This window comes from Pseudomonas sp. PICF6, assembly GCF_009831705.1.
Lineage (GTDB): Bacteria > Pseudomonadota > Gammaproteobacteria > Pseudomonadales > Pseudomonadaceae > Aquipseudomonas > Aquipseudomonas rhizophila.
The window spans coordinates 184388-197092 of the sequence record NZ_WUUD01000001.1; the positions used below are offsets into that span (position 1 = coordinate 184388).

Annotated in this window: 12 protein-coding genes; 5 read left to right on the plus strand and 7 right to left on the minus strand. The window is 61.4% G+C overall.

What is annotated here, in order from left to right; translation table 11 throughout:
- Together GSM73_RS00835 and GSM73_RS26360 are read left to right on the plus strand one after the other, a co-directional pair.
- Nucleotides 1-769, plus strand: a 769-nt coding sequence (locus GSM73_RS00835) for a DUF2242 domain-containing protein (RefSeq protein WP_256676624.1), incomplete at its 5' end; no start/stop codon positions are given.
- A 116-nt stretch (nt 770-885) separates the two neighbouring features.
- A complete protein-coding gene (locus GSM73_RS26360) occupies nt 886-1032 on the plus strand; it encodes a hypothetical protein (RefSeq protein ID WP_171061343.1) in 147 nt (48 codons plus the stop codon).
- A 41-nt stretch (nt 1033-1073) separates the two neighbouring features.
- Here GSM73_RS26360 and GSM73_RS00840 read toward each other — a convergent pair whose 3' ends face one another.
- Together GSM73_RS00840 and GSM73_RS00845 are read right to left on the minus strand one after the other, a co-directional pair.
- Nucleotides 1074-2111, minus strand: a complete 1038-nt coding sequence (locus tag GSM73_RS00840) for an AraC family transcriptional regulator (RefSeq protein WP_047228493.1) — start codon at nt 2109-2111, stop codon at nt 1074-1076.
- A gap of 4 nt (nt 2112-2115) precedes the next feature.
- Nucleotides 2116-3246 carry a carbon-nitrogen hydrolase family protein gene (locus GSM73_RS00845; RefSeq protein WP_160891340.1) on the minus strand — a complete coding sequence of 377 codons (1131 nt, stop codon included), beginning with the start codon at nt 3244-3246 and terminating at the stop codon, nt 2116-2118.
- 210 nt (nt 3247-3456) lie between these two features.
- On the opposite strand from GSM73_RS00845, the gene GSM73_RS00850 reads away from it, so the two are divergent.
- Both GSM73_RS00850 and GSM73_RS00855 read left to right on the plus strand, forming a co-directional pair.
- On the plus strand, nt 3457-5496 hold the full coding sequence (locus tag GSM73_RS00850) for an FAD-dependent oxidoreductase (RefSeq protein ID WP_047228491.1): 2040 nt from the start codon (nt 3457-3459) through the stop codon (nt 5494-5496).
- A 199-nt stretch (nt 5497-5695) separates the two neighbouring features.
- Nucleotides 5696-6604, plus strand: a complete 909-nt coding sequence (locus tag GSM73_RS00855) for a 1-aminocyclopropane-1-carboxylate deaminase/D-cysteine desulfhydrase (protein WP_160891342.1) — start codon at nt 5696-5698, stop codon at nt 6602-6604.
- A gap of 6 nt (nt 6605-6610) precedes the next feature.
- On the opposite strand, the gene GSM73_RS00860 is transcribed toward GSM73_RS00855, so the two are convergent.
- Both GSM73_RS00860 and GSM73_RS00865 read right to left on the minus strand, forming a co-directional pair.
- Nucleotides 6611-7159: a cytochrome b gene (locus tag GSM73_RS00860; RefSeq protein WP_107322278.1), complete on the minus strand. Its 549-nt coding sequence runs from the start codon at nt 7157-7159 to the stop codon at nt 6611-6613.
- Between the two features lie 189 nt (nt 7160-7348).
- Nucleotides 7349-8755 (minus strand): type VI secretion system Vgr family protein, encoded by a 1407-nt coding sequence (locus tag GSM73_RS00865; protein WP_160891344.1) that lies wholly within the window; start codon nt 8753-8755, stop codon nt 7349-7351.
- Nucleotides 8756-8975: 220 nt separating this feature from the next.
- Here GSM73_RS00865 and GSM73_RS00870 point away from each other — a divergent pair, with 220 nt between their 5' ends.
- The gene (locus GSM73_RS00870) at nt 8976-9680 is read left to right on the plus strand and encodes a YebC/PmpR family DNA-binding transcriptional regulator (RefSeq protein ID WP_047228487.1); all 705 of its coding nucleotides are present in this window, start codon (nt 8976-8978) and stop codon (nt 9678-9680) included.
- On the opposite strand, the gene GSM73_RS00875 is transcribed toward GSM73_RS00870, so the two are convergent.
- From GSM73_RS00875 to GSM73_RS26620, 3 genes are all read right to left on the minus strand, one after another.
- Entirely contained in the window at nt 9677-11032 is a 1356-nt protein-coding gene (locus tag GSM73_RS00875; RefSeq protein WP_160891346.1) for a leucine-rich repeat-containing protein kinase family protein, read from the minus strand. The genes GSM73_RS00870 and GSM73_RS00875 overlap by 4 nt on opposite strands.
- 151 nt (nt 11033-11183) lie before the next feature.
- Nucleotides 11184-12245 (minus strand): ABC transporter substrate-binding protein, encoded by a 1062-nt coding sequence (locus tag GSM73_RS00880; protein WP_047228486.1) that lies wholly within the window; start codon nt 12243-12245, stop codon nt 11184-11186.
- A gap of 18 nt (nt 12246-12263) precedes the next feature.
- The coding region (locus tag GSM73_RS26620) for an FAD-binding oxidoreductase (RefSeq protein WP_256676625.1) at nt 12264-12705 on the minus strand (442 nt) is incomplete at its 5' end.

Genomic DNA, 12705 nt, shown 5'->3' on the forward strand with positions numbered 1-12705 from the left:
CAGCCAGGGCTACATCATTACCAGTAGCGATCCGAAGCTGGTCAGCGGTCACAAGAGTTTTCAGCAGACCGGCGAAACCCATATGGAGATCAGCTTCAATCTGGTCTGTGCGCAAGACAGTGGTCCCGGACACCGTGCGACCATGTTTGCCAACGCCTTGCAGGACCGTTATGCGCTGAAGAAAACCAACAACTCCGCCAGCTTGGGCGTGGGGGTGCTGGGATCGGTGTCGATGCCGATCGGCTCGTCCGATGATTCGATGGTCAAGGTTGCCAGCGAAACCGTGTCGTCGGCGAAGTTCTATGAGCGTTTCTTTGCCCTCGTGGAGTTGTTCCTGCCTCCCGAGGCGAAGAAACCCGTGGAAGAAACCGAAAAACCCAAGGCTGAGCTTGGCGTTCCGGAACCCCAGGTCGAGCCGGCGGCGTTGTCACCGGTTTCTACTCCGGTGCCGACACCGATGCCTGTTCCTGCACCAGAGCCGGCACCGATTCCTGTACCTGCTCTAGCTCCAGAGCCGGAGCCGGCTCCCGAATCGGCTCCCGAACCGGCAGCAGCGCCAGTCGCGCCGGTGGAGGAGGCCACGCCCGCGCCTGCCGAGACTTCTCCGGCCAGTTCGGAGCCGGTCGCGCCGCCGGCAGAGCCCGCGCCCATCGCACCCAGCGAGCCTCAACTATCCGAGCCTGAGTCGTCGACGCAAGCCATTACACCGCCGCCCCCCAGCGCCTTGCCGGCCCCCTCTGAGCCGATCCAGCCGCTTCCCGCCTCTTGATGTTCAGTGGCAAGGGTGGAAATCCCTTGCCACACCTGCACGCAGTAATTTCCCAGCGCTGTGCTACGTTTAATTCATGAAGCTTTTGCTTCATGTTTTGTTCATAAAGCGGCTTTATGCTGATTCCAGCGCCATCAGGCATCGGTTTCAACGTTACGTTATGGGAAGGATTCAAGATGGATGATTATCAGGAAGAGCTGCTGGAATATCAGGCGTATGAGCTTGATCCCCTGGAACCCGCCGAGGATGCGACAGAGCTGTAAATCCGCTAAAAACGACACGTTATCAGCGGCAGGTTTGCAGCCTAACTGCTTCTACGACTGCGCCGAAACTCGCCCGGAGTCTGGTTGTTCCAGCGCTTGAAGGCGCGTTGAAAGGCTTCCGCTGAGGCGAACCCCAGCAGGTACGCGATTTCACCGAACGCCAGTTCAGTGTCGCGAATGTAGGTCATGGCCAGGTCGCGGCGAGTGTCGTTGAGGATTGCGCGAAATTGCGTGCCTTCTTCGGCCAGTTTGCGACGCAGTGTCCAGGTCGGCAGCTTCAGACGCGCCGCCACTTCTTCCAGGTCGGGTTCCCGACCGCCGTTGAGCAAGGGCCCCAGCAGTTGGATGATGCGCTCGCGCAGGCTGCGGGTGCGCGTCAATTGCTCCAGTTCCCGTTCACACAACTGAACCAGGTGTCGCCAGGTGCCGGGGCAATGTTGGGGGTTGCGTTGGGCGAGACTGTCGAGTCCCAGGCGTAGCTGATTGTGTTCGGCACCGAACTGGATCGGGCAGTCACCGAGCGCGCGATAGGCCTCCAGGTATGCCGGTGCTTCGAACTCGATTTCCACCCGTTCAGCCCTCAACGCGACAGCACTCACGCAGGACAGCTGCGCCAGCCAGCCGGCGATGATCGAATCCACGACGAAGCGGTTGTAGGCGTTATAGGGGCTGATGGAATAGAACCGCAGCCACGCGCCTCGGGCATCTTCATGAAAACTCGACTGACCGCGATAGTTGGAGCCGTACAGCGGCTCGAAGCGGATCATGCACCGCGCGGCTTCGCGCACCGTCGGTGCCTGAGCCGCCGTCACGCCTGCCAGCCCGGCCTGGCTCAAGCGGCTAAGTTGGCCCATGCGCAAACCCAAGGCAGGGTCCTGGGTCTGTTGGATGGCGGCGTGCCCCAGGCGCATGTAGCGCGGGATCGACAGACGAGCCCCGGGCTCGGCCAGGCGTGCCGCATCCAGACCGTATTGTTCAAGCAAAGGCTGGGGATCGTGGCCATGGCTGGCAACCGCGTCGGCCAGGCTATGGACGAAGCTGACTGACAAGTCTCCCAGTCGCATCGGTTGCGGTTTCATGGTGTTACAGCCACAGGTTCAGCAGACGGGCGCCACGAGCTTCACCGTCGGGAAAATGCTCGCCGTCATGACTGATGAAACTCTGCCCGGCGCTGCCGTTGTCCCAGAACTGACCGCGCAGGAAGACACTGACGCCGCCCCTGGCCTGGCTGCTGGGCGGCTGGCTGGTCAGTGTCAGGCGATGCCAGGCCTGGCCTTCACTCACTTCCCCAGGCTTGAGGCTGACTTCACTCGGTGTGGACAGGCCCCTATAGCCACTCCAAGGTTTTTCCCAGGTATGGCGACCGTTGACAAAGGCAGGCACTGCCACCAATTGCGCACCCTGTTCATTCAACTGCCGATAATGAACCGGGTACCAACTGTCGCTGCCGATCAGCACGCCCAGGCGACCGGCAGGGGTGTCGACGACGCTGATTGTGTCCGGATGGTCTGGCCCAAGCACGCCCTGTTGCTCGAACATGGGGTGCTGTTGGCGCTGTGGCTGGCCCAGCGGCCGACCGTCGCGGCCGAACACCAAGCTACTGTTGTACAACGGGCCCCGGCCAACTTTCAGTTGGCCATCGCTGACGCTTGGCTCGGGCAGCACGATGGAGCCGGCCACCAGAGTCACGCCGAACTCCTTGGCGAGTCCGCCGAACAGTGCCTGGTAGTCACGGGCCATGGTGTCGGCTTTCATGCGCAGGTAAGCATCGTCCAGCCGGTTGTCACCTTTTGCGCTGACCAGCGCCTGGATGAACGCCATCGGGTTGCTGACCGCCAGCCAGTTCATCGCTTCCTTCAACGTGGCGGCCTGATACAACTCGTCTTTTTCCCCGGCGATCATCAACCAGGTGCCAATGTGCTCGGGCAAGACCACCACGGTTTTGTCATTGAGCAAGCCCAGGTCACGAGCGGTTTGCAGATAGGCCGCCAGTTTGCGGTGCAGGCGTTCGGGGCTCTGGTAGTCGGTGGGGAACAGTTCGGGCTGGATGCCCAGCAAGTTGCCTTGATCGGCAGGGGTGCCCTGGTTCACCGCCAGGTTGATGCGAAGGTCTGACAGGTAATGACCCGCCGGACGATCCACCGTCCACAGCGCGTAGGTGATCAGGGCGGCAATCAAGGCCAGTGACAACAGCAGGTACAGAAATTTGCGCATGGGAAACAGTCAGCGGCCGTGTGCGGATTCACTGACTAGGGTAGGGCCCACGATGGGGTGTTGCCAAGGGGCGTTGCGCATTTGGATCATTAAGTTGTCAGTTACGGCCATTGAGCACGCAGCTTCCCGCTCTTAGGCTGTCTGGCATGACTGATGGAAGCCGCAGAGCCTCCGCATTTTTTTCCGTGATCGCCCGTTGTGGAGTTATCGATGACCACCCCTCATTACCCGCACCTGCTGGCCCCGCTGGACCTGGGTTTTACCACGTTGCGCAACCGCACCCTGATGGGGTCGATGCACACGGGTCTTGAAGAAAAGCCCGGTGGTTTCGAGCGCATGGCGGCGTATTTTGCCGAGCGCGCGCGTGGCGGCGTGGGGCTGATGGTCACCGGCGGAATCGGGCCAAATGACGAGGGTGGCGTTTACTCCGGCGCGGCCAAGCTGACCACCGAGGAAGAAGCCCTCAAGCACCAGATTGTGACCCGTGCCGTACATGAGGCCGGTGGCAAGATCTGCATGCAGATTCTCCACGCCGGGCGCTATGCCTACAGCCCCAAGCAGGTGGCGCCGAGCGCGATCCAGGCACCGATCAACCCGTTCAAGCCCAAGGAGCTGGACGAAGAGGGCATCGAAAAGCAGATCAGTGATTTTGTCACCTGTTCGGTCCTGGCCCAGAAAGCCGAGTACGACGGTGTCGAGATCATGGGCTCGGAAGGTTATTTCATTAACCAGTTCCTGGCGGCCCATACCAACCACCGCACCGATCGCTGGGGCGGCAGCTATGAAAACCGCATGCGCCTGCCGGTGGAAATCGTGCGTCGGGTGCGTGAGGCGGTCGGTCCCAACTTCATCATTATCTTTCGCCTGTCGATGCTCGATCTGGTGGAAGGTGGCAGCAGTTGGGATGAAATCGTTCAGTTGGCCAAAGCCATCGAGCAGGCCGGGGCGACGATCATCAACACCGGTATCGGCTGGCACGAGGCGCGGATTCCTACCATCGCCACCAAGGTTCCGCGGGCGGCGTTCAGCAAGGTCACAGCCAAACTGCGCGGCTCAGTGAGTATTCCGCTGATCACGACTAACCGCATCAACACCCCGGAAGTGGCCGAGCAGATCCTGGCCGAAGGCGACGCCGATATGGTGTCCATGGCGCGGCCTTTCCTGGCCGATCCGGAGTTCGTCAACAAGGCTGCCGCCGGGCGCGCGGATGAAATCAACACCTGCATCGGCTGTAACCAAGCCTGTCTGGACCATACCTTTGGCGGCAAGCTCACCAGTTGCCTGGTGAACCCGCGGGCGTGCCATGAAACCGAGCTCAATTACTTGCCGGTCACCCAGGTGAAAAAAATCGCTGTGGTCGGTGCCGGTCCGGCCGGTTTGTCCGCTGCTACCGTGGCGGCCGAACGGGGTCATCAGGTGACGCTGTTCGATTCGGCCAGCGAAATTGGTGGCCAGTTCAATATCGCCAAGCGGGTGCCGGGCAAGGAAGAGTTCTTCGAAACCCTGCGTTATTTCAAGCGCAAATTGCAGACCAGCCATGTCGAGCTGTGTCTCAACACGCGGGTGGATGTGGCGCAATTGGTCGCGGGCGGTTTTGACGAGATCATCCTGGCCACCGGTATCGCACCGCGGGTGCCGGCGATTCCCGGGGTGGAGCATGCCAAGGTCCTCAGCTACCTGGATGTGATTCTGGAGCGCAAGCCAGTGGGCCGCAGCGTCGCGGTGATCGGAGCCGGCGGTATCGGCTTCGACGTGTCGGAGTTCCTGGTCCATCAAGGGGTTGCCACCAGCCAGGACCGTGAAGCGTTCTGGAAAGAATGGGGGATCGATACCCTGCTCCAGGCGCGCGGCGGTGTGGCGGGTATCAAAGCCGAGCCCCATGCCCCGGCGCGGCAAGTGTTCCTGTTGCAGCGCAAGAAATCCAAGGTGGGCGACGGCCTGGGCAAGACCACCGGCTGGATTCACCGCACGGGCCTGAAGAACAAGCAGGTGCAGATGCTCAACAGCGTCGAGTACCTGAAAATCGATGACGAAGGCTTGCACATCCGCATCGGTGAAACCGGCGAGCCGCAGGTGCTGGCCGTGGATAACATCGTGATCTGCGCCGGCCAGGATCCGTTGCGTGAGTTGCAGCAAGGCCTGGAAGCCGCAGGGCAAACCGTCCACCTCATTGGCGGTGCCGACGTAGCGGCAGAACTGGACGCCAAGCGGGCGATCAATCAGGGTTCGCGATTGGCGGCGCAGTTGTAAAGACCGAATCTTCGGGGGCTGAGCCCCTGTGGGAGCGAGCTTGCTCGCGATAGCGATGAGTCAGTTGCATGAGTGTTTACTGACCCACCGCCATCGCGAGCAGGCTCGCTCCCACAAGGGGTTGCAATGAACACAGGCACTGAGGTCATCCGCGACCTAGCTGTTAAACTTGCGGCTCGTCCCGATTCGGCCTGCTGCAATGTTGCTTTCCTGCCTCGACTGGCACCCCCAACCCCGCCTGGAACTCCTTCATCTGGACTGGCTCGCCCGTGCCGGAGTTGAAGTGGCGGTGCTGCGTCTGGACCAGATTGACCCCCTGATCAGCGGCAACAAGTGGTTCAAGCTGGTTCACCATGTGCGCGCTGCCCATGAGGCCGGTGCCAAGGGGATCATGAGCCTGGGCGGTGTCTATTCCAACCATCTGCATGCGCTGGCGGCGGCTGGCAAGCGCTTCGGGTTCCCAACGGTCGGGCTGCTGCGCGGCCATCCCCAGGAAACGCCGACGGTCCTTGACCTCAAAGCGTTCGACATGGATCTGCACTGGCTGGGTTATGGCGGATACCGAGGGCGGCACGCCGCGGATTTCTGGCAACCCTGGCAGGCGCAATACCCGCACCTGCATCCGGTGCCTGAGGGCGGTTCAGGGTTGTCCGGCGCGCAGGGTTGCATGGATTGGGTGGCCGGGGCCCGTGAACAATTGGCGGCGTTGGGCTGGGTGGATTATCACGGCTGGTGGCTGGCCTGCGGTACCGGGACCTCCCTGGCGGGGCTGGTGTTGGCTGAAGCGGGGGAGCACCCGGTCTACGGCGTGTTGGCTGTGCCTGCGGATCACGGCGTGGCGCAGCAGGTCGAAAGCATCGTGGGGCAAGCAGGTCTCTGCAACCCGCGTTATGAGTTGTTCGACGGCAGCCGTGGCGGCTTCGCCCGGGTCGACGCCGAACTCGTCGCCTTCATCCACGCCACTGGCGCCATCGAACTGGAGCCGCTGTATACCGGCAAGGCGTTGATGCTGCTCAAGGCGCGGGTCGAGGCCGGACAGTTTGCTCGCGGCACCCGCTTGATTTTCGCTCACACCGGCGGCTTGCAAGGCCGCCGAGGGTTTGAATAACCAGCGTCAGCCGCGTTTGGGCATCATCCGCAGCAGGGTGTTATCGCGCACGATGTAGTGGTGGTACAGACCCGCCAAGGCATGCAGGCCAATCAGCCAGTAGCCGATGGTGCCTCCCAACTCATGCCAGCCCTCCAGTTGTTTGGCAAAGTCTTTGTCCTGATCGATCAGCAGTGGCAAATCGAAACCATAGAACATCACCTGATGCCCTTCGGCACTGGTGATCAGCCACCCCAGCAATGGCATGGCGATCATGAACAGGTACAACGCCCAGTGCATCAGGTGGGCAAGGAAGGTCTGCCAGGCAGGCGAGGCGGGAAAGATGGCTGGAGCCTTCCCCATGCTGCGGGCGAACAGGCGTAGCCAGACCAGCACAAACACGGTCAGGCCGAGCATGAAGTGAGCTTCTTTGATCAGGGTCCGGCCGTCACTGCCTTTGGGGAATATCCCTCGCAGTTCGATGCAGGCATAAACCACGGCCAGTAGAATCAGCATCAGCCAATGCAGGGAGACCGTGACGGTACTGTAGCGGTTTTCCGAGCTTTTCCAGGGCATGCAGGTATCTCCAGTCATCAGGTAGAGCACCGTCTTATGCGGCGTAGTGCTCCTACTGTAAGCCCGTTTTTTCGGGTTCGCTTGAGCCAGATCAGTTTCGCCAGTATGAACAACCCCGATCAATGCATTCACAGGATGGCGGCTGTTGCGCCGCCGCGCGGGAGTAAGCGCCCTGGTCACGCAAGGAGGTCAGGGTGTCAGGTCTGGCGGATTCAGGAGCCAGTCCAATAGCAGCCTTGTGTCATTTTGACCCTGCACCGGTTTCGTTTGTATGGCGGGCTGCCCACCGCCGACATCGCCTACCCCCAGGCATAGCACCGGTCGGTCGGGGTCACCATCGAGAAAGCTCACCAGCACTACGCTGCCGGTCCTCAGGGCGGGCCGCTCATTCAGCGTCAGGCGTGACACCGGCAGCGTGATGCCTTCGTTATCCGGGGTCCACAGGCTGACAGTGACACGGCCGCGGTGATCGGGGCGTGTCGGCTGATGGTCAGGGTCGAGTACGTATGCGAGGTGATAGCCGGGGATGCAGGGTCTTGGATGCTTGAGGGCAGGCCTGAATACGGTGGACCATGGGATGGCCGAAAACCGGTTACGGTAATCGCGGGTCGCCGGTGTGGGCGACAGATTGCTTTCAAGGATGGAAAATTGCCGCCCGCGGTGCTGGATATCGGTGATCAGCCACTGGTCGTTGAAAGTGGACTCTGGATGTTCACTGATCTGCACGATATGGCCGCTGCGCAGGAAGGGCTGGTGGCTCTGGCCCTGGATTTCCCGCTGTCGACAGCGCAGCCGCTCAAGTCTGCGGCGGCCGGCCTGGTAACGATGAGCCAACGTCGGATTGCTGCGTATCGTCTCGTGATTTTCACCTTCGAAGGCGTGATTGGCCGCGCTGTCTCCTGCTTGGCTTGTGTCGCGATCACTGAAACCGACCGGCAGGCCATGGGTCATTGCGCAGTGTCGCTGGTACACCTGCCTGATGGCTGGTTGCTGGCCAGGATCAGGGCGCAGGTTCAGTTCGACCGGACGGGCGGGAAAACTTTTCGGGTCTTCGGCGAACACCAGGACATGGCCATGAACGGTGTGTTCGAAGTGGTAATGAATGCCTTCTTCTTCACACAACCGGTGCAGCAACTCCAGATCGCTCTCCTCGTACTGGATACAGAACGGGCGGCACGGGTACTGCCCATGGGGCAGTTCAAAGCGGTAGCTGTGGGCCGCCAGCGCATTGTCTTCCAGCAGTCGATGCAGGATCTGCACAGCGCTGAGCCGGTAGAAAACCCGTCGCCGTGGGCCCTGTTCCAGGCGCTGGAGGTACGGCACCAGCGTCAAGCGATAGCCGATGCGCTGTGGGGCATGGCTCGTCACGCCGACGCTGTGCACAACGCCATGCACACCGCATTCGCCATCGAGGCGCAGGAAGGCAGGCTGGTCCAGCAACGTGTCGGGATTGATCGGCGGCGACAGCCCGATCAATTCAAGGTCGAAACGGTATGGCTGGTTGAGCGCTTCGCGACCGTTAAACCTCAGGACTTGCAGGCGCAAGTCGCTTTGCATGAGGGTCAGGCTGAAAGGACTTTCCGATTCGTTGCGCATCGCGGTTCTTACTGGCTGGGGAGATAAGTTCACGAGAGTACGAAACCGCAGGAGGAAAGGGGGCCCCAAATCGCCATTTCAGAAACTCCCTACAGCACGTCGGGGAAATGTTGATTCATCGGCGGTGATTTTTTGGTCGATCAGCCGGTTTAGGCCGTATAAACTTGCGCCACAGCGCCGGCCAGCAGATGTCTCGGCGCGACAGACAAGAGAGTGAGTAATGGGCGCACAGTGGAAGGTTAAACACAAAGAAGCGGCTGCCAACGCCAAGGGCAAGATCTTCGGCAAGCTGGTGAAGGAAATCACCATTGCCGCGCGCAACGGCGCTGACACTGCCACCAATGCGCATCTGCGACTGGTGGTCGAGCAGGCGAAAAAGGCCTCGATGCCCCGCGAGACCCTGGAGCGCGCGATCAAGAAAGGCTCCGGCCAGCTCGGCGAAACCGTGCAGTACCATCGTGTGACCTACGAAGGCTTCGCACCGCATCAGGTGCCGCTGATCGTCGAATGCGTGACCGATAACATCAACCGTACCGTCGCCGAGATTCGCGTTGCGTTTCGCAAGGGCCAACTGGGCGCCTCGGGTTCGGTCGCGTGGGACTTCAACCATGTCGGCATGATCGAAGCCGCCCCGGACAGCCCCGACGCTGATCCGGAAATGGCCGCCATCGAGGCCGGCGCCCAGGATTTCGAACCGGGCGAAGACGGCGCGACGCTGTTCCTCACTGATCCTTCCGACCTGGATGCGGTGCAGAAGGCGCTGCCGGAGCAAGGTTTCACTGTGCTGTCCGCCAAGCTCGGCTACCAGCCGAAAAACCCGGTCAGTGGCTTGACGGACGAGCAGATGGCCGAAGTCGAGGCGTTCCTTGAGGGCCTGGACAATCACGACGACGTGCAGGACATGTTTGTCGGGTTGGCCGGTTAAGCACCACAACCCCCTGTGGCGAGGGAGCAAGCTCCTTCGCCACAGTCGCGCAGTAAGCCTTCAATCTCCTCAAACCCCGGCCGCCCCAGCACCTGCGGCTGACAGCAGCGCGCCTGCAGATCCTGCAACGTTGCCAGTTCCTCAGCACTGAGCCCCGGTTCGATCCGCGCCAGCAGTTCCCCCAGCAAAATCCCGAACGCCCGCACTTCGATGCGTTGTAACGCACGGGTTTGCACCGTGTCGGCAGTGGCATGGAACGACGCCGCGCCAAAGTCGCCCAACAGACAGTCGCCCTGGTCATTGCACAAAATATTGTGCCCGTACAAATCACCGTGGGTAATGCCCTGGCGGTGCAGGTGCGCCGCCACCGAGGCGATGCCCAGGGCGATGCGCAAGGCCACGGGAGCGCTTAAACGCAGTGCGTCGGCATACACGTCGCGGGTGCAGGACTCCAGGCTCGGCAGCCCCGCCAGGTTGCGGTAGCTGGGCGCGATCAGGTCCATCACCAGTCCGGCCTGTTGCTCGGGGTGCCCGTTGATCTGGCCCAGCACGTCGATAAGGTTCGGATGACGACCTGCGGTGATGCAGGCGTGCATTTCATGCAATGGCGAGCCGTCGCTGGTCATCTGGCCTTTGTACAGTTTGAGCGCGACGTGTCGCGCGACCTGACCCGGTGGTTGCCATAGCGCCTGATGAATCACCCCCGAAGCGCCTTCGCCTAATTGTTGATGCACGTTCAGTTGCGACCAGTCGATGGGCGTCGTCCTCGCCAGGAGGTCGGCGTTGGCCTGGGTTTCCAGCGGGTTGCCGGCATAGGCCAGCCAACTCAGGCTTGGCAACTCGAGCAACCATTGCGGCAGCTCGGTCAATTGGTTGGCGGCGATGCGCAGCAGTTCGAGACGATGGCACTGCCCCAGGCTCGTGGGCAACTGCTGTAATCGGTTGCCGGCCAGCATGAGCTTTTGCAAGTGCGGGCGTTGGCCGAGCTCTTGCGGCAACTGACTGATGCGGTTGTCCGTCAGGATCAGCCAACGCAATAGTGGCGGCAGGGCAGTGCCGGGCACGCGTTCGATGCGGTTAGCCTTGAAACCGACCATGGTCAATGCCGCGCAGCGACCCAGGCATTCGGGCAATTCAATGAAGTGGTTGTCCGAGCAGAACAACACCCGCAGGTGGGTCAGCCGATGCAGATCATCGGGCAGCGCAGTCAACTGGTTGCCGCTGAGATTGAGGACTTCGAGCGAGTCGGCCAGGTCGAAGATTTCCCGGGGGAACTGTGTCAGGCCGCAGGACAGATCCAGCCGTTTGATGCCCGACAGCTGGCCGGCGCGCAGTTGAGCGAGGGTGTGCATGAGAGGTTCGCTGCTGATCAAGGGGCGGGCATCAAGCCCGAAGCCGCACAGTTAACCAATAATCAGTTCAACACAACACCCTGTGGCGAAGGTTTTATCTGTGGGAGCAAGACTTGCCCCCACAAGGCCCCCTCGCCAGCGCCGAAGGTGTCTAGCGCTCGACGCTGCGGTTCCATCGCGCGTTCCAGGCCGGGCGTTGCTCGTTGACCTGGTCCCAATCCACCGCAATCGCCGTTTCCAGGTACTGCTTCATCGCCTCTACCTGGCCGCGGGTTTTGTCAGTGGTCGGTGTGGTGGGGTTGGACGGGATCTGGTCGCCTTCTTCCAGGGCGATGGCCTGGGCTTCGGGCGTCAGCAGGAAGGCGGCGAGCTTTTGCGCCAGTTCAGGCTGGGTGTTCTGGGCAATGGCGCACTCAGCGACATTGAGCACCACCGCGCCTTCCTTGGGTTGCGCGTACTCGACCGGCATGCCCTTGAGTTTGAGCGCGGTCACTTGGGTCGGCGTCAACGGGAACAGCGCGGCTTCGTCGGTTTGCAGCATTTCGGAGATCTTCGCTGAGCTGGGGATGTATTCCAGCACGTTGGGTCCGACGGTGTTTGGCCAGGCCTTGAAGCCCGGTTCGACGTCAGTTTCGCTGCCGCCCTGGATCCGGTTGAACATCAGAAAACCGTGCAGGCCGAAGGTCGAGGAAGCCAGGGACTGGAACACCAGTTTGTCCTTGAAGCGCGGATCGGCCATGTCCATCCAGGAGGTGGGCGCACTCCAGCCATTTTCCTTGAACAACCGTGTGTTGTAGGCAAGTCCCGTGACACCGAGGCTGACGGCCACGGCTTGATCCTTGATGCGGCCCTTGGCCGGAATCTGGGCCAGGGGCGGGCTGTCTTCGAGCTTGTCGCACAGCCCCATGGCGATGGCGCGGTACATGATGCCGTCGTCGAGGAACATCACGTGCATTTGCGGGTTGCCTTTACTGGCCTGGACTTTCGCCAGGATGTCGGCGGAGGTGCCGGGCACGATCACCACTTTGACGTTGTTGGCTTTTTCGAAGGCCGGCAAGACCTTGTCGGCGTAAAGCCGCTCCATGGTCCCACCGTTCATGCCCAGATAAAGCGTCGGCTCGGCCATCGCCTGGCTGACGGGGAGCAGGGCGCCCAGGCAGGAGAAACCCAGCGAGCAGAAACCGAACAGTGCACTGCGTTTGACGTTATTCATTGGCGCGACCTTCCTCTATCAAGCAACGGAGATGGAGTGAAACCGGGTGATTGAAAACGCATCCAGCGACGTTTTTGACGCGCCGCAGCAGATGATCTCGGTGAGCGCCTGGCCCACCGCGGGACCGATCTGAAAACCTGCGCCGGCAAAGCCGAACGCATGCAACAGGCCGGGTTGGGTGCTGCTGTGGCCGATCACCGGTTGGCGATCGGGCAGGTAACCTTCGGTGCCGCTCCAGGTGCGAATCGCCTGGGCACCTTCCAAAAAAGGGTAGAGCTCGACGGCTTGGCGCAGGATGTCGACCACTGCGTTCTGGCCGGGGCGGGCGCGGGCATTGTCCAGGGCGAAACCTTGGCCGCCCCCCAGCACGCAATTGCCACGGGCGACCTGGCGGGCGTAGATACCGCCGCCCTCCACGCCGGTGCTGGCATCCATCACCAAGGGTAATGGCTCAGTGACC

Excerpts from the sequence above, each read along its gene's own strand:
- GSM73_RS26360 (WP_171061343.1), top strand. The coding sequence starts at position 886 with ATGCTGATTCCAGCGCCATCAGGCATCGGTTTCAACGTTACGTTATGG.
- GSM73_RS00840 (WP_047228493.1), bottom strand. The coding sequence starts at position 2,111 with ATGAAACCGCAACCGATGCGACTGGGAGACTTGTCAGTCAGCTTCGTC.
- GSM73_RS00845 (WP_160891340.1), bottom strand. The coding sequence starts at position 3,246 with ATGCGCAAATTTCTGTACCTGCTGTTGTCACTGGCCTTGATTGCCGCC.
- GSM73_RS00850 (WP_047228491.1), top strand. The coding sequence starts at position 3,457 with ATGACCACCCCTCATTACCCGCACCTGCTGGCCCCGCTGGACCTGGGT.
- GSM73_RS00855 (WP_160891342.1), top strand. The coding sequence starts at position 5,696 with ATGTTGCTTTCCTGCCTCGACTGGCACCCCCAACCCCGCCTGGAACTC.
- GSM73_RS00860 (WP_107322278.1), bottom strand. The coding sequence starts at position 7,159 with ATGCCCTGGAAAAGCTCGGAAAACCGCTACAGTACCGTCACGGTCTCC.
- GSM73_RS00865 (WP_160891344.1), bottom strand. The coding sequence starts at position 8,755 with ATGCGCAACGAATCGGAAAGTCCTTTCAGCCTGACCCTCATGCAAAGC.
- GSM73_RS00870 (WP_047228487.1), top strand. The coding sequence starts at position 8,976 with ATGGGCGCACAGTGGAAGGTTAAACACAAAGAAGCGGCTGCCAACGCC.
- GSM73_RS00875 (WP_160891346.1), bottom strand. The coding sequence starts at position 11,032 with ATGCACACCCTCGCTCAACTGCGCGCCGGCCAGCTGTCGGGCATCAAA.
- GSM73_RS00880 (WP_047228486.1), bottom strand. The coding sequence starts at position 12,245 with ATGAATAACGTCAAACGCAGTGCACTGTTCGGTTTCTGCTCGCTGGGT.